Annotated in this window: 21 protein-coding genes; 14 read left to right on the plus strand and 7 right to left on the minus strand. The window is 66.2% G+C overall.

Annotated elements, in window-relative coordinates; translation table 11 throughout:
- Window positions 1-24: 24 nt before the first annotated feature.
- Window positions 25-843 carry a nucleotidyltransferase domain-containing protein gene (locus tag KAK88_RS05100; protein WP_242078144.1) on the plus strand — a complete coding sequence of 273 codons (819 nt, stop codon included), beginning with the start codon at window positions 25-27 and terminating at the stop codon, window positions 841-843.
- On the opposite strand, the gene pgeF is transcribed toward KAK88_RS05100, so the two are convergent.
- The 3 genes from pgeF to lgt are packed head-to-tail and all read right to left on the minus strand — an operon-like array spanning window position 840 to window position 3,581.
- Complete coding sequence (gene pgeF / locus KAK88_RS05105; RefSeq protein ID WP_242078145.1) at window positions 840-1,610, minus strand: peptidoglycan editing factor PgeF; 771 nt, start codon at window positions 1,608-1,610, stop codon at window positions 840-842. The two genes, KAK88_RS05100 and pgeF, sit on opposite strands and share 4 nt — an antisense overlap.
- A gap of 13 nt (window positions 1,611-1,623) precedes the next feature.
- Complete coding sequence (locus KAK88_RS05110) at window positions 1,624-2,709, minus strand: class I SAM-dependent methyltransferase (protein ID WP_242078146.1); 1,086 nt, start codon at window positions 2,707-2,709, stop codon at window positions 1,624-1,626.
- Window positions 2,706-3,581, minus strand: a complete 876-nt coding sequence (gene lgt, locus KAK88_RS05115; protein WP_242078147.1) for a prolipoprotein diacylglyceryl transferase — start codon at window positions 3,579-3,581, stop codon at window positions 2,706-2,708. Before lgt ends, KAK88_RS05110 begins: the two co-directional genes overlap by 4 nt.
- A 173-nt stretch (window positions 3,582-3,754) precedes the next feature.
- Between lgt and KAK88_RS05120 the strand changes: the two genes are divergently transcribed.
- From KAK88_RS05120 to KAK88_RS05130, 3 genes are all read left to right on the plus strand, one after another.
- Complete coding sequence (locus KAK88_RS05120; protein WP_242078148.1) at window positions 3,755-4,054, plus strand: accessory factor UbiK family protein; 300 nt, start codon at window positions 3,755-3,757, stop codon at window positions 4,052-4,054.
- 73 nt (window positions 4,055-4,127) lie between these two features.
- The gene (locus KAK88_RS05125; RefSeq protein WP_017504503.1) at window positions 4,128-4,631 is read left to right on the plus strand and encodes a YbjN domain-containing protein; all 504 of its coding nucleotides are present in this window, start codon (window positions 4,128-4,130) and stop codon (window positions 4,629-4,631) included.
- 17 nt (window positions 4,632-4,648) lie between these two features.
- A complete protein-coding gene (locus KAK88_RS05130; RefSeq protein ID WP_242078149.1) occupies window positions 4,649-5,437 on the plus strand; it encodes a pyrroline-5-carboxylate reductase family protein in 789 nt (262 codons plus the stop codon).
- Here KAK88_RS05130 and KAK88_RS05135 read toward each other — a convergent pair.
- From KAK88_RS05135 to KAK88_RS05145, 3 genes are all read right to left on the minus strand, one after another.
- Window positions 5,434-5,910, minus strand: coding sequence for a hypothetical protein (locus KAK88_RS05135; RefSeq protein WP_242078150.1), 477 nt, complete (start codon window positions 5,908-5,910; stop codon window positions 5,434-5,436). The two genes, KAK88_RS05130 and KAK88_RS05135, sit on opposite strands and share 4 nt — an antisense overlap.
- Before the next feature lie 85 nt (window positions 5,911-5,995).
- Complete coding sequence (locus KAK88_RS05140; RefSeq protein ID WP_242078151.1) at window positions 5,996-7,363, minus strand: ATP-binding protein; 1,368 nt, start codon at window positions 7,361-7,363, stop codon at window positions 5,996-5,998.
- Window positions 7,364-7,367: 4 nt separating this feature from the next.
- A complete protein-coding gene (locus tag KAK88_RS05145; protein WP_369796268.1) occupies window positions 7,368-8,099 on the minus strand; it encodes a response regulator in 732 nt (243 codons plus the stop codon).
- Between the two features lie 88 nt (window positions 8,100-8,187).
- On the opposite strand from KAK88_RS05145, the gene KAK88_RS05150 reads away from it, so the two are divergent.
- Both KAK88_RS05150 and KAK88_RS05155 read left to right on the plus strand, forming a co-directional pair.
- The gene (locus tag KAK88_RS05150; RefSeq protein WP_045810405.1) at window positions 8,188-9,066 is read left to right on the plus strand and encodes a branched-chain amino acid aminotransferase; all 879 of its coding nucleotides are present in this window, start codon (window positions 8,188-8,190) and stop codon (window positions 9,064-9,066) included.
- Window positions 9,067-9,200: 134 nt separating this feature from the next.
- Window positions 9,201-10,472 carry a NupC/NupG family nucleoside CNT transporter gene (locus tag KAK88_RS05155; protein ID WP_039247069.1) on the plus strand — a complete coding sequence of 424 codons (1,272 nt, stop codon included), beginning with the start codon at window positions 9,201-9,203 and terminating at the stop codon, window positions 10,470-10,472.
- 7 nt (window positions 10,473-10,479) lie between these two features.
- Here KAK88_RS05155 and KAK88_RS05160 read toward each other — a convergent pair whose 3' ends face one another.
- Entirely contained in the window at window positions 10,480-10,911 is a 432-nt protein-coding gene (locus KAK88_RS05160) for a PaaI family thioesterase (RefSeq protein ID WP_039246907.1), read from the minus strand.
- 47 nt (window positions 10,912-10,958) lie between these two features.
- Here KAK88_RS05160 and KAK88_RS05165 point away from each other — a divergent pair, with 47 nt between their 5' ends.
- From KAK88_RS05165 to KAK88_RS05200, 8 genes are all read left to right on the plus strand, one after another.
- On the plus strand, window positions 10,959-11,261 hold the full coding sequence (locus tag KAK88_RS05165; RefSeq protein WP_242078152.1) for a DUF3253 domain-containing protein: 303 nt from the start codon (window positions 10,959-10,961) through the stop codon (window positions 11,259-11,261).
- A complete protein-coding gene (locus KAK88_RS05170) occupies window positions 11,251-11,892 on the plus strand; it encodes a uracil-DNA glycosylase family protein (protein ID WP_242078153.1) in 642 nt (213 codons plus the stop codon). The genes KAK88_RS05165 and KAK88_RS05170 overlap by 11 nt, the downstream gene beginning before the upstream one ends.
- 16 nt (window positions 11,893-11,908) lie before the next feature.
- The gene (locus KAK88_RS05175; protein WP_242078154.1) at window positions 11,909-12,934 is read left to right on the plus strand and encodes an alpha/beta fold hydrolase; all 1,026 of its coding nucleotides are present in this window, start codon (window positions 11,909-11,911) and stop codon (window positions 12,932-12,934) included.
- 88 nt (window positions 12,935-13,022) lie between these two features.
- Window positions 13,023-14,663: a flagellar basal-body MS-ring/collar protein FliF gene (fliF, locus tag KAK88_RS05180; RefSeq protein WP_242078155.1), complete on the plus strand. Its 1,641-nt coding sequence runs from the start codon at window positions 13,023-13,025 to the stop codon at window positions 14,661-14,663.
- On the plus strand, window positions 14,663-15,697 hold the full coding sequence (gene fliG, locus KAK88_RS05185) for a flagellar motor switch protein FliG (RefSeq protein WP_039246914.1): 1,035 nt from the start codon (window positions 14,663-14,665) through the stop codon (window positions 15,695-15,697). Before fliF ends, fliG begins: the two co-directional genes overlap by 1 nt.
- Window position 15,698: 1 nt before the next feature.
- Window positions 15,699-16,361 (plus strand): flagellar assembly protein FlbE, encoded by a 663-nt coding sequence (locus KAK88_RS05190; RefSeq protein ID WP_242078156.1) that lies wholly within the window; start codon window positions 15,699-15,701, stop codon window positions 16,359-16,361.
- On the plus strand, window positions 16,361-16,693 hold the full coding sequence (gene fliN / locus KAK88_RS05195; protein ID WP_039246916.1) for a flagellar motor switch protein FliN: 333 nt from the start codon (window positions 16,361-16,363) through the stop codon (window positions 16,691-16,693). Before KAK88_RS05190 ends, fliN begins: the two co-directional genes overlap by 1 nt.
- A gap of 39 nt (window positions 16,694-16,732) precedes the next feature.
- On the plus strand, window positions 16,733-18,145 hold the full coding sequence (locus KAK88_RS05200) for a sigma-54-dependent transcriptional regulator FlbD (RefSeq protein WP_242078157.1): 1,413 nt from the start codon (window positions 16,733-16,735) through the stop codon (window positions 18,143-18,145).
- The last annotated feature ends 2 nt before the right edge of the window (window positions 18,146-18,147 follow it).

The following is an 18,147-nucleotide window of genomic DNA, read 5'->3' on the forward strand; positions in this document are numbered from 1 at the left end:
GCGCATTTTGGCGTGAGTTGAGGAATGCGCAATCTTGATCCGACGATGTCGCCAGAGGCTGTGACGCAGGTCGATGCACTGCTGCGGCAAGTTCGGATTGACCATCAGGTCCATATTCCGCTGGCGATCGAGAGCGGCAGCCGTGCGTGGGGATTTCCCTCACCGGACAGCGATTACGATTGTCGCTTCATCTATGTCCGCCCCGCCGCGCAGTCGTTGTCGATCTGGCCGAAACGTGACGTGATCGAGATGCCGCTGGTGGGCGACATGGATGTCAATGGCTGGGACCTTTCGAAGGCCCTCCGACTGCTGCTTAAAGGCAATGCGGTCGTTGTCGAATGGTTGAATTCCCCGATTGTCTACAGCGGAGACATCATATTCCGTGATGAAATGCTGTCATTCGCCAATACCTGGCTCGATCGCGGCCGCATAGTCACCCATTACCTTCACCTCGGAAGACGACAGCTTGATGTGCATCTGGAGAACGACGGCACCATTCCATTGAAGAAGCTGTTCTATGCGTTGCGTCCGGCGATGGCGTTACGTTGGCTGCGTCTCCATGCTGGTTCAGCCGTTGCCCCCATGAGCCTTTCTGTCTTGGTGGATGAGGCGGAGACACCACGTGCGTTGCGCGCCCAGTTGACGGAGCTGGTGGAGTTGAAAGCCAGCACTAGAGAGATGGGGCGAGGACAGGCGCCGTCCGTCCTTATTGAGTTCATTCAGCAAGAATTAGAACACGGCGTTCAGTTTGCGGGGAACACCCCTCCAATCGCAGACGAAGCTATGGTGGCGGCAGACGCCCTTTATGAGAGGACAACCCGTCGGCTCGACCTGTCCCTTTAAACTCCAATCACGCTGATCAATCGACCGAAGTCCGGCTCGCCGTGCTGGAAGGCGCGGCGGTTCGAATAGAAACGCTCTGCATCCGCGCATGTGTCGTGACCGGTCCAGACGGCCTGGCCGACGCCCGCCTGCTGCAGCCGCCACAGGACGAAGCCGGGTAGGTCGAACTCGCGTTTGTCGTCGGTTTCGCCCGGGTGGAAGAAGCGGTCGCTGCCAGGATCGTGGTGGGTGAAACGATCTTCGAAATCGACGCCGACCTCATAGCTGGCGGGTGCGATGCAGGGGCCGACGACAGCAACCATCCGCCGGGGCTCGGCGCCCAGAGCCTGCATGGCGGAAACGGCGGAGTGGATGACGCCGCCCAGCGCGCCCTTCCAGCCGGCGTGGACGGCGGCGACGATGCGGGTCTCGGGATCGGCCATCAGGATCGGCGCACAGTCGGCGGTGAGGACTGAACACAGCAGACCGGGCTCGGCCGAGACGACGGCGTCGCCCTCCGGCCTGTCGCCATGCCATGGACCTTCGGCGACACGCGCCACGGCGGAATGGATCTGATAGCAGCCGTTGAGGCGGTCGGGGTCGGCGTTGAAATGGCCCGCGACCCGCCGGCGGTTTTCAGCGACGGCGGACGGGTCGTCCTTGGAGCCGACGCCGGCGTTCAACCCCTCGTAGAGGCCGGTCGAGACGCCGCCCGCGCGAGTGAAGAAGCCGTGGGCGATGCCGGCGGCGGTCAGAAGCGGGTGGGTGATGGGGGCCAGGTCGCTCATGCCCCCACCTATATCAGGCGTCCCAGCCGGGCACGACCAGGGATCGGGGGGCGAAGATGGCGGCGGCCTTGAACAGAGTTCCCATCTGGTCGTCGCCGGTCAGCCGGTCCAGCTGGCGGTCGATGACGCCCGAGGCGGCAGGCCGGCCGGCTTTCAGCGCCTCGGCGCGCGCCTCGATGCCCAGCCGGCGCAGGAACTCGCCCTGGGGCAGGCTGCCGGTGACGTCGGCGCCGGTTCGCACCGCGGCTTCCAGCACCAGGGGGAAATCGGCCCATTGGGTCAGATCGGCTTCGCCGGGCGTGGCGAGGGGATCGACCTTCTGGTGACGACGCAGGGCCTGGAGCGTGTCGCCGGCTTCGGGTCGGGCGCGGCCATAGTCGATCAGCAGGGCGGCGCCCGAGGCGGCCTTCATCAACAGGCCGAGGTCGCGGCCGAAGATCGCCTGCTGGTCCGAAATTTCCAGAATGCCGCCCGGCGCGATCTCGAAGTCCGGCTTTTGAAAGCCGCCGGAAATGGCGGTCAGGCCAAACATCAGGTCGCCACCGTCTGTGACGCCGATGCGGCGCTCGGCCCAGCCGCCGTCGGTACGGACGAACTGACGGGCGGGCATGCAGTCCAGCACTTCGTTGGCGATCAGGATGACCGGCGCGTCGGTCTCGATCGCCGTCAGGCTGCGGACCCAGCGCGGCGACAGGTCGGCGTCGGCCAGGGCCTTGGCCTGCAGATCGCGCAAGGGGGCGCTGGGTTCGATCAGGATCAGATCGCAGGCTTCGAGAAAACCTGGGACCAGACGGGCGGCGCGCAAGGCGTCGCTCATCAATGTGCCGTCGCCGGGGCCGACCTCGACCAGCCGGAACCGCTCGGGCGCGCCAAGCCGGTTCCAGGTCTCGACCGCCCACAGGCCGATCAGTTCGCCGAACATCTGGCTGACCAGGGGGGCGGTGATGAAGTCGCCGCGCGCGCCCAGATCCGGACGCGACGCATAGTAGCCGCCCTTGGGATCGTGCAGGCAGCAGGTCACATAGTCGGCGACCGTCATCGGGCCCGTCAGGGCGATTTCCCGCGCCAGACGAGCCTTCAGGGTTTCGGCCTGGCTCATGCCTCAGCGGAGGCCGGCGGACGCTTCCACGCGCGCCAGATCAGCCAGGCGCCGACCAGGATCATCGGGATCGACAGCATCATTCCCATGGTCAGGCCAAACGGGAAATCCGGCATGCCGATATCCGGCTCGCGCACATTCTCCAGCGCCGCACGGCAGACGCCATAACCCACCAGGAACAGGCCGGTGATATAGCCGGGCTTCTTCAGCAGGCCGAACTTCCAGATCGCGACGGAAAGGACGGAGAAGAGGATGATCCCTTCAAGACCGGCCTCATAGAGTTGGCTGGGGTGGCGGGGCGCATCGCCCGCGGGGCAGAAGCCGTACGTCTGTTCGATGCGGGCGTTGCAGAAGCGCACGGCCCAGGGGACGGTCGTCTCTCGCCCCCACAGCTCACCATTGATGAAGTTGGCCAGACGGCCGAACATCAGGCCGATCGGCACGACGGGCGCGACCAGATCGCCGAGGCGCAGCATGTCGATCTTCTGCGACCGGGCATAGAGGACGATGGCCAGGCAGACGCCCAGGAAGCCGCCGTGGAAGCTCATGCCGCCGGTCCACAGCTGGAACAGTTCGAACCGCTCGCCCAGCGTCTGGCCGGTGAATAACTGACCGTACATGGCCGGCTTGTAGAAGAGGGCGTAGCCTAAGCGGCCGCCCAGGATGATGCCCAGCACGATCCACAGCACCAAGTCGTCGAGTTGCGTCGTGGTGACGGGCGGCTTGCCGGGCGCCCACAGCCGCTGGGTCTTGGCCAGACGCGCGGCATACCACCAGCCCAGCACGATGCCGGCGACATAAGCCAAGGCGTACCAGCGGATCGGAAGCGGTCCGAGGTGGATCAGGACCGGATCGAATTCGGGAAAGGGCAAGGGGCGTTCCTGTGCGGGACTGTCTTTGACAGCGGTTTAGCAAGCGTCGCCGCCGTCGTCGCCTGTGAAGACGCATCACGACGCCTTGATGGCGCCCGCGAAGCAGCAGAAAGAAAGGTTTCGTTCACCATAGTCGGTGAACCTTCGTTAACGACGTTGAGGTCGGAGCCGCCATGCAGACCCGCAATCCCATTCTGGACGAGTTCGCCAAGCTGACGACCGGCGCCATGGGCCTGGCCCAGGCCGCAGGCGAAGAGGCCAAGACCGCCTGGCGCGCCCAGGCCGACCGGATCGCCGCCGAAATGGACCTGGTCCGTCGCGACGAGTTCGATGTTCTGAAGGACGAGATCGCCGCTTTGCGGGCCGAGATCGCAGAGCTGAAGGCGGCGAAAAAGCCGGCTGGAAAGCCCGCCACTGAGGCCTCTGGGGGAACGTCCACAGATGGAACTCAACCCGGGGACGCAGCCGGTTGAGCCGAATCTGCGAACAGGCTTACCGTTCTGTTAACGCCCGCGATTCTCGCGGACGCAGCGTGAAAGACACTTGATGGATATCGCCCGGCCAGAAGAAGTGGACGTGCCCTTCGACCCGCTTGAGGTCGTCGAGCATGTGCTCACGGCCGAGAATCTTCCGTTCGACCGCACCGACGACGGCGACCTCGCCTTTGCGCTGGCCGGCGACTGGAAGGACTATGAGCTGTGGTTCGCCTGGCGTCCCGAGGGCGACTGTCTCCAGCTGTGCTGCGCGCTGGATTTAAAGGTGGCCAAGAGCCGCAAGACGGCCGCCTATGAGCTGGTCGGCCTGATCAACCAGCGCACCTGGATGGGTCATTTCGAGGTCTGGGCCGAGGACGGCGAGATCGTCTTCCGCCATTCGCTGGCCTTGCCGATGGGCGAGCGCCCGACGCTGGCCCAGGCGGCGTCGATGATCGACGCGGCCATCGAGGCGTCGGATCGCTACTATCCCGCCTTCGACTTCATGGTGCGCGGAAACAAGAAGCCGCAGGAGGCGATCGACGCCTGCCTGTTCGAGACCGTCGGCACCGCCTGATGCCAAGCGCGGCATCTGTGCCGGGTCCCGTTGTCCTGGTCGGCTGCGGCCGACTGGGCTCCGCCATTCTGGAAGGCTGGCTGCTGACCGAAACGGTGGCGGCGTCTGACCTGATCATTCTCAGCCCGTCAGAAAAGCCGGCTGCCGAAACGGCGCGGGCCAAGGGCGCGCGGATCAATCCGCCGCTGGAGGTCCTGACTGACGCGGCGGTCATCGTGCTGGCGGTGAAGCCGGCGCTGTGGCGCGAGGTCATGGCTCCGCTGGCGCCGTTCCTGAACGATCGAGCCATCATCCTGTCGGTCATGGCGGGCGTGACGGCGCCGACGCTGGCGGAAGGCCTGGGAGGCTGGCCCATCATGCGAGTGATGCCGACGACCGGCGTGTCGCGCGGGCGCGGCGTGGCCTCGGTCTGGTCGGCGGACCGGCGCGCCCAAGACATCGGGCAAGCCTTGTTCGAGCCGATGGCCGAGACGGTCGTGCTGGCCGACGAGGCGCTGATGGATGCGGCGACGGCGGTGGCCGGCTCGGGCGCGGCCTATTTCTACGCCTTTACCGAAGCGCTGGCCCGGGCGGGGGAAGCGGCGGGTCTGGATGCAGAGACAGCGGATGTGCTGGCGCGCGCGACTCTGAGGTCCGCAGCCGACTCCATGGGCGACGACGCGCTCGAAGCCCTAATCGGCCGCATCGCCTCGCCCGGCGGCTCGACCCGCGCCGGGCTTGACGCCTTGGCGAAGGACGGCCGCCTGACGGCGATGTTGAACGAAACGGTCGCGGCGGCGGTAAAGCGCAACCGCGAGATGGGTTAGAAGCGTCCGCGCTCGATCTGATCGCCGAAACGCTCGAACGCGCGGTTGGCGTCACGCCAGACGCTGTAGCCCCAGACGTCGTTGATGCTGGGCGTGAAGTAGGAATAGTCCACCGGCCGCGTCGCGCCGTCCGCCAGGACGATCTCACCCTTGATGGCCGCGCCGCCAACGGACACGCTGCGGATCGGGTCGAGGCCCGGCGTCTGACGGACCTGTTCGAACGTCGGCCGGTTGGGCTTCAGATCGACGAGCACCAGATTGGCGGTCGCGCCCGGATAACGCTGGGCCAAGGCCTTGCCGACCTCGGCCTGAAGGCCGGCGATCTGTTCATTGACCTCGCGGTCGCCGAGCTTTTCGACCTCGCGCTGAAGCTGCGGCCCGACCGTGACGTTCACCGTCGGTGCTTGAGCCTGAGCCATGGCGGCGACGGCGAGCGTCGCGGCCAGCGGTGCAAAGAAGGCGAGTTTACGCATCGAAATCATCTCCAAGCCCTGTCGCCCTCAAGATGACCCTTGCAGCGTCGTTTCGCCAGACCCTGCTGACGAAAGCTTTTAAGCCTTAGGCGGACTCGGCGACGGTGACCGCGCCGGGGATGCGGATGGTCGCTTTCAATCCGCCCAGTTCGCTGCGAGCTAGGGTGACGTCGCCGCCATGGCCGCGCGCCACATCGCGCGCGATGGCCAGGCCCAGACCGACGCCCTTGCGGTTCTGGTTGCGAGAGTCGTCCAGGCGCGAGAAGGGCCGGAAGGCCTCGTCATACATGGCTTCGGGAATGCCGGGTCCGTCGTCCTCGACGATGATCTCCAGCCCGCCCGACGCCAGGGCGCGGCCCGACAGCCGCACGTGCTCGCCGTGAGAGGCGGCGTTGCCGGCCAGGTTCACCAGGGCGCGCTTGAAGGCGAGGGGGCGAACGGAGGCGGTCAGGCCCTCGGCGACCAACACCTCGACTTCGGCGCCAGCGCGTTTCGCATCCTCGCCGGCCGCTTTCAGCAGGTCGGAAAGCGACACCGGCTTAGGCGGCTCTCCCGCCTCGCCGCGGGCGAAGTCGAGGTATTCGTCGATCATATGCTCCATCTCGTCCAGGTCGCCGCGCATGGCGGACTGCCGCTTGAACGGTGGAGCCAGAGCCAGTTCGAGACGCAGACGGGTCAGGGGCGTGCGCAGGTCGTGGCTGACCGAGGCGAGCAAGGCTGTGCGCTGATCGATGTGGCGCTGAATCCGGTCGCGCATCGCCATGAAGGCGACGGCGGCGGCGCGGACCTCGCGCGCGCCATGCGGCTTGAATCGGGGCACGGTTTCGCCACGTCCGAACGCCTCGGCCGCGTCGGCCAAGCGCTCGATGGCGCGGACCTGATTGCGGATGAACAGGATGGCCACGCCCATCAACAGGACGGTCGCCACCGCCAGCCACAGGACGAAGATGTGGGCCTGGGTCGCCACCGCGCGCTCGCGTGGGGCGATAATGCGAAGCACCCCTTGCGGCTCCTGCACCTGGATGTCGACGTAGGCGGGATAGCGGGTGGTGTCGAACCAGTAGGGGCGGTCCAGACGCGCATCCAGGGCCTTGTCCAGCACACGGTCCACCACGCCGATGGCGCCGCGGCGTTCTTCCGTCGGGAGGGTGCGTCCGTCCTGAAGCACGATGGACAGGGACATGGACCGCTCGGCGCGATTGGCCAGCTTGTCCAGGTTCGCCGGGCTGGGGTCGTCCTCATAGCTTTCGATGGCCCAGGCGATGTCGCCGGCCAGGCCCTCGGACAGGCGCGCGGTCACCGTCTGCCAATGGGCGTCGAAGAAGACCCAGGTCACCGCCATCTGCATCACCAGCACCGGCAGGACGATGATCAGCAGCGACCGGCCCCACAGCGAGGTCGGCAGGCGCCGCTTCAGGAATCGCGGCCACAGATAGGCGGGCAGAAGCCGCATCGGCTCAGTCGGGGGCCAGCATATAGCCGACACCGCGCACCGTCTGGAGATAGCGCGGGTTCTTGGGGTCGACCTCCAGCTTGCGGCGCAGGCGGGTGACCTGGACGTCCACCGCGCGGCCGGTGATGTCGGCGGTGTCCGGCGACAGGCTCATCCGCTCGACCGGGGCATGGGCGTGGAGCGCCAGGGTCTTGAGCAACTGAGCCTCGGCCTCGGTCAGGCGCTGGGGCGCGCCGTCACGGCTGAGCTCCAGCCGTTCCATGTCGAAGACGGCGGTGCCCAGCTTGATCTCCTTGGGACCGATCGGCTTGCCGCCAGTGCGACGCAGGATGGCGTCGATGCGGAGCACCAGTTCGCGCGGCTCGAAAGGCTTGGACATATAGTCGTCGGCGCCGCGCGACAGACCCTCGATCCGGTCCTCGGCATCGCCGCGCGCCGTCAGCAGCAGGACCGGCGTCTTGGACAGTTCGGCCTTGTTGCGGACCCAGCTGGTCAGGTCCAGGCCGCTTTCGCCCGGCATCATGACGTCCAGCACGACCAGGTCGAATTCGATCAACTCCATCATCCGCTTGGCGGCTGCCGCGTGCGCGGCGCCGGTCACGCGATAGCCTTCGCGCGCCAGGAATTCCTTCAGCAGTTCGCGGATGCGATCGTCATCGTCGACAATCAGCAGATGGCGGCCGACTCCGGGGCCGGCGATAGGGCCCGAGCGGCCATGCGAACGCGATTCCGTCATGCTCATGCGACGTTTCCCCCGCTTGCGGCGTTGACCTGAGCGATTCGTGCGGCTCTAAGACCGTCAGTTTCGCGGGAGACGTATTTCAATGGCCTTCGTTCCTTTCGACGATCGTGACGGCTTCATCTGGGTGAATGGCGATTTCGTCCCCTGGAGGGAAGCGAAAACGCACGTTCTGACCCATGCCCTTCACTATGGCTCGTCGGTCTTTGAGGGTGAGCGTATGTACGGCGGCGAAATCTTCAAGCTGACGCAACATTCCGAGCGCCTGAAGCGGTCCGCCAACCTGCTCGATTTCGAGATACCCTACAGCGTCGCTGAAATCGACGCCTTCTGTAAGGAAACCTGCGCCAAGAACGGTCTGACGGACTGCTATGTGCGTCCCGTCGCCTACCTCGGCCCGGAACAGACCAGCGTCTCGGCCCTGAACAACAAGGTCCATCTGGCCATCGCCGTGTGGGACTGGCCCAGCTATTTCGACCCCGAGGTCAAGGCGCGCGGCCTGCGTCTGGAGTGGTCCAAGTGGCGTCGTCCCGATCCGGCGACGGCCCCGACGACAGCCAAGGCGGCGGGTCTTTACATGATCTGCACCATGTCCAAGAACGCCGCCGAGCGGCGTGGTTTCGCCGACGCCCTGATGCTGGACTGGCGCGGCTATGTCGCCGAGGCGACCGGTGCCAACGTCTTCTTCGTCAAGGACGGCGTCATCCACACGCCGAATGTCGAGCACATTCTGGACGGCATCACCCGCCAGACCGTGATCGAGATCGCCCGCGAGAAAGGCATCGAGGTCGTGGTGCGCGAGATCAAGCCGGAAGAGCTGTCGGACTTCACCGAATGCTTCCTGACCGGCACGGCCGTCGAGGTGACGCCGGTCGCCGAGGTGGGCGAATACCGCTTCACCCCCGGCGCCCTCTCGCTGGACCTGATGGATCATTACGGCAAGCTGGTGCGCGGCCAACTGTAAGCCGAGGCGCGACGACAGGATGAGGGCGGTCCCTTAAGGGGCCGCCCTTTTTTCGTTTCGCTTGCCAGCCGCGTCACTTTGTCCTTGAAGCGAATGAAGACCGGCAGACGCGCCGGATGCGGGGATCGTTTTTCATGTTCAGCCTCCTGAACCTCCAGAGCCTTTTGGGTCTGGTCGTCATCGTCGCGGTCTGCTGGGCGATCTCGGAGAACCGCAAGGCGTTTCCCTGGCGGCTGACGATCGGCGCGATCCTGGTGCAGGCCGGGCTGGTGCTGGCCCTGTTCGCCATTCCGGGCTCGCAGGCGGTCCTGGCGGCGGTGACGGGCGCGGTGGATGGCCTGGCGGTCGCCACGACCGAGGGAACGAAGTTCGTGTTCGGCTATCTGGCCGGTGGAGACCAGCCCTATACGGTCTCGAACCAGGGCGCGCTGTTCACCTTCGCCTTCCAGGTTCTACCGCTGATCCTGGTGATTTCCGCCCTGTCGGCCCTGCTGTGGCACTGGAAGATTCTGAAGTGGATCACCCTGGGCTTCGGCTTCCTGTTCCAGAAGACGATGGGTCTGGGCGGCGCCTCCGCCTTGGCCGTCGCGGCCAACATCTTCCTGGGCATGATTGAAAGCCCGATCGTGATCCGCGCCTACCTGGACAAGCTGACGCGGTCCGAGATCTTCCTGATGATGGTGGTGGGCCTGGCGACGGTCGCCGGGTCGACCATGGTGGCCTATGCGACCATTCTGTCGCCCGTCCTGCCCAATGCGGCGGGCCACGTGCTGGTGGCCTCCATCGTCTCGGCGCCGGCCGGCGTGTTGCTGGCGCGGATCATCATCCCCGAGAAAGAAGGGATGGGCGGCGCGGTCGCCGACTATGACTCGGCCCTGAAATACGACAGCGCCATCGACGCCATCGTCAAAGGGACGTCGGACGGCCTGATGGTCGTGCTGAACATTTCAGCCGTGCTGATCGTGTTCGTGGCCCTGGTCGCCCTGGTCAACGTCATGCTGGGCGGGTTCGTGGTGTTCGACGCGCCCCTGACCGTCGAGCGGATGCTGGGCTGGATTTTCGCGCCGGTGGCCTGGCTGATCGGGGTCGAGTGGAAGGACGCCGACGTCGCCGGCTGGCTGCTGGGCGTCAAACTGACCCTGACCGAGTTCGTCGCCTTCATCGACCTGGGCAAGGTGCCGGCCGCCGAGATGACCGAGCGTACGCGCATGCTGATGACCTACGCCCTGTGCGGCTTCGCCAATATCGGCTCGGTCGGCATCACCGTCACCGGCCTGTCGGTCCTGATGCCCGAACGCCGCGAAGAGGTGCTGGGCATGGTCTGGAAGGGCCTGTTCGCCGGTTTCCTGGCCACACTGATGACCGCGGCCATCGTCGGCGCGATGCCCAGCGTCGTCTTCGGCTAGGACACGCTCACCGCGGCGTGAACTTGCGGATGACGCCGGAGAAGGTCATCAGCAGGCGCTCGCCGGTATTGATCTGACCCCGCACGAAGATCAGGCTCTTGCCGGCCTTGGTGACCTGACCGGTGGCCTCGATCAGTTCGCCGACATAGCCCCCGTCGATGAAGGTGGAGTCCAGTTGGACCGTGACCCCCGAGGCGCCTTCCATCTCCTGGTAGGCGATCTGGAACATGGCGATGTCGGCGAAGGTCATCAGGCAGCCGCCGTGCATCCGCCCGCCGGCGTTCATGTGCTTCTGCTCGGCGCGGAAGGCGCAGCGCATGTGCCCGTCGGGATCCGGCTTGCCGTAGAAGGGGCCGACCACCGTGTCGAAGGTGTCGTGCAGATCGTAGGTCTGCCAGCCGGCGAACTCGCCTTCGGTGATGGTGATTTTCTTGGGCATGCAAACTCGGCCTTACTTATGGGCGTGCGTTGCAGCATATAGGCGCAATGAGCGACCCGATCGAAACCGCAATCCTGAACAAAATCGCCGCGCTTGAGCCCGGCAAGAGCATTGAGCCGGCGGAAGTGGCCAAAGAGCTACAGCCCGAGCAGTGGCAGCGCATGCTGCCCAAGGTTCGCGCGACCGCTCTGGGCCTGATGCGCCAAGGCAAGCTGACCATCACCAAGAAGGGCAAGGCGGTCGATCCGGACAACTTCCGTGGCGTCACGCGCCTGCGTCAGGCGACGGAGGAAGAGACGGCCCTGGCGTTGAGCCGCCGTCCGCCGGTCGTCGAGGGCGATGAAGACTGATCTCCAGGATATTCTGACCGACATCCGCGCCTGTCGCGCCTGCGCGGGCGTCCTGCCGCACACCCCGCGCCCGGTGGTGCGGGTCTTTCCCGAGACACGGCTGCTGATCTGCGGCCAGGCGCCGGGGAGACGCGTTCATGAGAGCGGCCTGCCGTTCACGGATCCCTCCGGTGATCGTCTTCGTGACTGGATGGGCGTGGACTACGAGACCTTCTACGCCGACCCGCGCATCGGGGTCGCGGCCCAGGCCTTCTGCTATCCGGGAACTGCGCCGAAAGGCGGCGACTATCCGCCGCCGACACGCTGCGCGGAACTGTGGCGACCGCAGTTGCTGGACGCCCTGCCGCAGATGGAGCTGACCCTGCTGGTCGGCGGCTATGCGCAGGCGTGGGCGCTGGGCGATAAGGCCAAGCGGACCATGACCGACACGGTGCGGGCGTGGCGTGAGTATGCGCCGAATCTGCTGGTGCTTCCGCATCCGTCGTGGCGCAATACGGCCTGGCTGAAAAAGAATCCGTGGTTCGAGGCGGAAGTGCTTCCCTATCTGCGGGAACGCGTTCGGCGCATTCTGACTTCTGCAAATCCGGCGGCCGTTCGCTCCTGCGAGACGGACTTGCCGGTGGTATCGTGAGCGCTGCTTGGGACACATGGCCTTGATCGCCTCCAGACTTACGCCGCTGGCCGCCGCGCTCGTTCTGTCGGCCTGCGCCGCACCCCATATTCAGCCGCCGTTGACGCCGCCGCCGGGCTTTGTCGGCGCCCATGTCGAGGATCGTGCCTTGGTCATGTCGGACGGCGCGCGCCTGCCGTATCTGCATTGGGGTCCAAAGGATGGGGCGCCCTGGGCGGTGATCGTGGCCCTGCACGGCATGAACGATCACGACGCCAGCTTCCGTCTGGCCGGCCCCTGGTGGGCCGAGCAGGGGATAGAGACCTGGTCTTACGATCAGCGCGGCTTCGGCGGGGCGCCGGGGCGGGGCGAATGGGCCGGGCAGCAACGGATGACCGATGATCTGCGCGAGATCACCGCGATGGCGCGCGGCCGCTATCCTCATGCCGTCATCGCCGTGGTGGGCGAGAGCATGGGCGGGTCTGTCACCGCCGCCGCGTTCGGCTCCGACAATCCCCCGGATGCGGACCGCATCGTGCTGCTGGCGCCCGGCGTCTGGGGCTGGTCGACGCAAGGACCGTTGAACAGCACGGCGCTGAACATCGCAGCGCGGGCGCTGGGCGATGTGGCGCTGGAACCGCCGGAGTTCATCACCCGCGACATCCACGCCTCATCCAATACGCTGGAGCTGATCCGCAACGGGCGCGATCCGAGGAGCATCCTCGCTACCCGGTTCGACACCGTCTATGGGCTGGTCGATCTGATGGAGACCTCGTCGCGCAGCCTGGGGCGCATCCGAGGCGACGCCATCCTGATGTACGGCGCCCACGATGAAGTGGTGAAGAAGGGGCCGATGAAGCTGGCGCTGGAGCGGGCCGAGCGGGAGGGCGGGACGCTGCGGACCGCCTGGTATCCGAACGGCTGGCATCTGCTGAACCGCGATCTGGACGCCGAGATCGTCTATCGCGACGTCGTCTCGTGGTTGAGAGATCCGAAAGCCCCTCTGCCGTCCGGTGCGCCGGCCGTCTTGCCGGAGCTTCAGGCGGGCGAGGCGCGCCCTTAAGCGGGTCTTAACGCGACGTTTACCATCCAGGCGGCATTTTCTGCCTAGCGGGGCGTTCGTGTCTCCCGCGAGTAGGGGGCGGGGACGCGTGGGCGGCTTCACAGCGGCGTTGCAGAAGTTCGGGATCGGCCGTCTGGCTGCGGTCCTCGGCGTCGCCGCGGGTGTGGCCGCCGTGCTGGTCGCCGTCATGCTGCGCGTGGGGCAGGCGCCGGACGCGCTGCTTTATTCCAATCTTGATCTGCGCGAAGCCAGCGAGATCAGCGCCGCCCTGGATCAGGCCGGCATCAAATATTCGTCCAAGGGCGACGGCTCGACCATCATGGTCAACCGCGACGAGGTCGGCACGGCGCGGATGCTGGTCGCGGGCAAGGGTTTGGTCACGTCCGGATCGGTCGGTTACGAGTTGTTCGACAGCCAGTCGGTGCTGGGCCAGACCGAGTTCCAGCAGCAGTTGAACGAACAGCGCGCCCTGCAGGGCGAGTTGTCGCGCACCATCATGTCCATGCGCGGCATCACGGCCGCTCGCGTCCACATCACCATGCCGCGCCGCGAGATGTTCACCTCGGCCGCCGGCGAACCGACCGCTGCCGTTCTGGTGGGGCTGGGCGGGCGTGACCTGACCAGCGACCAAGTGCGGGCGATCCGCAACCTGGTGGCCTCGTCCGTGCCGAACCTGAAACCCGACCGCGTCACCGTGGCGGACCAAACCAACCGCACCCTGGCGGCCGGGAGCGACGACGGAACCTTTACCTCCGCGTCCGCCGCAGAGGCCAAGGGCAATACCGAGAGCCAGCTTCAGGCGCGCATCAAGGACATCGTCGAAGGCGTCGTGGGCGCCGGCGCCGCTCGCGTCCAGGTGACGGCTGATATCGATCAAAGCCGCGCTACGACCCAGGAAGAAAAGTTCGATCCCGATGGTCAGGTCGTCCGCTCGACCACGACCAACGGTTCGCAATCCGCAGACAATAGCGTCCAGCCAGACGGCGGCGTGACCGCGACCAACAATATCCCCGGCGGCGCTGCGCCCGGCGCGACGCCGGCCGGTTCGACCAACTCGGAAAACGCCGAGACGACCAACTACGAAATCTCCAAGACTACGACGACCACGACCAAGGAGCCGGGTGAGGTCAAGAAGCTGGCCGTCGCCGTCGCGGTCGACGGCAAGTGGACGCCGGCCAAGGACGGCAAGGGCGAGCCGACCTATGCGCCGCGCACGGCCGAGGAGATCGCCCAGATCAAGTCTCTGGTCGCCGCCGCCGCCGGCATCGACGAGACGCGCGGCGACAAGATCGAGGTCATCAACGTCCGCTTCAACCACGACACGGGCATCGAGGGCGGTCTGGACGGCAAGTCGTCGCTGCTGGACTTCTCCAAGAACGACATCATGCGTTTCGTCGAGCTGGGCATTCTGACGGTCGTCGCCTTGCTGCTGATCTTCTTCGTGCTGCGTCCTCTGCTGAAGACGGCGGCGGGCGGCGGGGCCAATCTGCCGGCGCTGGCGGGCACCAACGGCGTGCCGGTCACCACCGTGGCGACCACGGTGATCGGCCCGGACGGCCAGCCCCAGCTGGTTCAACTGCCGGCGCCCAGCGAAATGGAACAGAAGATCGACATCGCCCGCATCGAGGGTCAGGTGAAGGCGTCGTCGGTCAAGAAGGTCGCCGACTTCGTTCAGTCGCATCCCGATGACGCGGCCGGCATTCTGCGGACCTGGGTGGCCGAAGGCTGATGGCGAAGCTGGTCAACAAGAAAGCTTCGATCGACGATCCCAACAAGCTGTCGGGACCGGAGAAGGCCGCCGTCATCCTGCTGGCGCTGGGTGAAGAGCATACCGCCCTGTGGGAGCGGCTGGACGACGACGAGGTCAAGGAAATCTCCCAGGCCATGGCGACCCTAGGCAACGTCAGCGCCGAGGCCGTCGAGGCCCTGATGATCGAGTTCGTCTCGGGCCTGTCCGGCTCGGGCTCGGTCATGGGCAGCTACGAGCAGACGCAAAAGCTGCTGGCCGCCTTCCTGCCCAAGGATCGCGTCGATGGCCTGATGGAAGAGATCCGGGGGCCGGCCGGTCGCACCATGTGGGACAAGCTGGGCAATGTGAACGAGGCCGTTCTCGCCAACTATCTGAAGAACGAATATCCCCAGACCGTCGCCGTCATCCTGTCCAAGGTGCGCTCGGACCACGCCGCCCGCGTCCTGACCAGCCTGCCGGAAGACTTCGCCCTGGAATGCGTCCAGCGGATGCTGCGCATGGAGCCCGTGCAGCGCGAGATCCTGGACAAGATCGAGGCGACGCTGCGCACCGAATTCATGTCGAATCTGGCGCGCACCTCCAAGCGCGACAGCCACGAGATGATGGCCGACATCTTCAACAGCTTCGACCGCCAGACCGAGGCCCGCTTCATCGGGGCTCTGGAAGAGCGCAATCGTGAATCGGCCGAACGCATCCGCGCCCTGATGTTTGTCTTCGAAGACCTGTCCAAGCTGGACCCAGGCGGGGTGCAGACCCTGCTGCGCGCCGTGGACAAGGATTCGCTGGGCCTGGCGATGAAGGGCGCGTCCGAAGGACTGCGCGAGATGTTCTTTTCCAACATGTCCGAACGCGCGTCCAAGATCATGCGCGAAGACATGGAGTCGATGGGGCCGGTGCGTCTGAAGGATGTCGACGCCGCCCAGATGGCCATGGTCCAGGTCGCCAAGGATCTGGCCGCCAAGGGCGACATCATGCTGGCCGGTCAGGGCGCCGACGACGAGTTGATCTACTGACATGACCCAGTCCCCTGAAATCCGGCGCCTCTTCGCCTTCGACACTGAGTTCGACGCGGACGGCACGGTCGTGCGCCCCGGCGCCTGGACGCCGGCCAAGCGCTCCTATCTGCCGACCGAGGTCGATGCCCTGGTCGCGCAAGGGCGTCTGGAAGCGCGCGAACAGGCGCTCAGCGAGGTCGAAAACATCCGCGCCATGGCCCTGAGCAACATCGCCCAGGCTGTGGCCTCGGCCATGCCGACCCTGAAGGCTGTGGCCCAGGCGCACCGCGAACAGGCCGCTGACTTGGCCTTGGCTGCTGCGCGCGCCATCGCCGGGGCCGCTCTGGACCGGTTTCCGCATGCGCCGCTGAAAGCTGCTTTGGAACTGTTGGCGCAGGAAATCGACGCCTCGCCGCGTCTGGTGGTTCGCGCCTCGGGACTGGATGACGAGGCGCGCGGCCTGATCGAGCGCGCCTGCGCCGACAGCGGCTTTACCGGCGTGGTCGCCTTCCGCGATGAACCGGGCATGGCCCAGGCCGCCTTCCAGTTGGAATGGGCCGATGGGCGCGCTGATCACGATCCGCAAGGCTCGGCCGACCGCGTCGCTGAGGCCCTGACCGCCGCCTTGGCCGCCGAGTCTGGACACGCCGAAACCCTTCCCGTCGACAGGAGCATATTCTGATGGCATCCGACGACCTGGCGCTGGAGGAATTCTCCGGCCTTTCGGGCCTGCCGCCCCTGGACGACAGCGGCGAAAAGAGCGCCGCCGACCTGGCCACCGTCTTCGACGTGCCGGTCAACATCTCGGCCGTTCTGGGCAAGTCGCACATGTCGGTGGCCCAACTGCTGAAACTGAACAAGGGCTCGGTGCTGGAGTTGGACCGCAAGGTCGGCGAGGCGATCGACATCTTCGTCAACAACCGCCTGATCGCGCGCGGCGAGGTCGTCGTCGTCGACGACCGGCTGGGCGTGACCATGACAGAAATCATCAAGACCGAGGATAGCGGCGCCTGATCGGCGACGCGCTCGAAACAGGGATAGAGGAGAAGAACGATGCGTCTTCTGGTGGTAGGCAGACTGAGCGGCCAGCTCGCTTCGGCGGTGAAGATGGCCATGGCGCACGGCGCCAAGGTCAATCACGTCGAGCGCGCCGACCAGGCGACCGAGCAACTGCGCCGTGGGCAGGGCGCCGACCTGCTGATGGTCGATTATCAACTGGACATCGCCGCCCTGATCGCCGCCAACGAGGCCGAGCGGATCACCATTCCGGTCGTGGCCTTCGGCGTCGACGCCGATGCGCGAGAGGCGGCCGCCGCCATCAAGGCCGGCGCCAAGGAGTTCATTCCGCTTCCGCCGGACGCCGAACTGATCGCCGCCGTCCTGTCGGCCGTCGCCGACGACGAAAAGCCGATGATCTCGGCCGACCCGTCGATGAAGGCGGTGCTGCAACTGGCCGATCAGGTCGCGCGCTCGGAAGCCTCGATCCTGATCACCGGCGAAAGCGGCGTCGGCAAGGAGGTGATGGCGCGGTATCTGCACGAGCATTCGCGCCGGTCCGAGCGCCCCTTCATCAGCGTCAACTGCGCCGCCATTCCCGACAATCTGCTGGAATCCGAACTGTTCGGTCACGAGAAGGGCGCCTTCACCGGCGCCGTCGCGCGCCGCATCGGCAAGTTCGAGGAGGCCGACGGCGGTACGCTTCTGCTGGACGAAATCTCCGAGATGGACGCCCGGCTTCAGGCCAAGCTGCTGCGCGCCATCCAGGAGCGCGTCATCGACCGCGTCGGCGGCTCCAAGCCGGTCTCGGTCAACATCCGCATCATCGCCACCTCGAACCGCGATCTGGCCAAGGCCGTGGCGGAAGGCACCTTCCGTGAGGACCTGCTGTATCGCCTGAACGTGGTGAACCTGCGCCTGCCGTCCTTGCGCGAGCGGCCCGGCGACATCGTGGTTCTGGCCGACCACTTCATCAAGAAATACGCCGCCGCCAACGGCGTGCCGGTGCGTCCGATTTCGGCCGCCGCGCGTCAGGCCATTTCGGCCCACCGCTGGCCGGGCAACGTCCGCGAGCTGGAAAACGCCATGCACCGCGCGGTGCTGCTGGCCACCGGCCCCGAGATCGACGTCGACGCCATCCGCCTGCCGGACGGTCAGCCGCTGGGCGGCATGGGCGCCGGCATGATGGCGGGACAGGCCTATGAGGCGCCGCAAGCCGGGGTGGCCGCCCGCGCCGCCCAGGCGGCCAACGCCGTGACCCGCAGCTTCGTGGGTCAGACTGTGGCGGCGATGGAGAAGACGCTGATCCTGGACACCCTGACCCACTGCCTGGGCAATCGCACCCATGCGGCCAACATCCTGGGCATCTCGATCCGCACCCTGCGCAACAAGCTGAACGAATACGCCGACGAGGGCACGGCCATTCCGGCGCCGATGAGCGGCGTTTCCGCCTCGGGCTACGCGGCCTGAAC

The sequence above is a fragment of the Brevundimonas diminuta genome (assembly GCF_022654015.1).
GTDB classification, from domain to species: Bacteria; Pseudomonadota; Alphaproteobacteria; order Caulobacterales; family Caulobacteraceae; genus Brevundimonas; species Brevundimonas diminuta_C.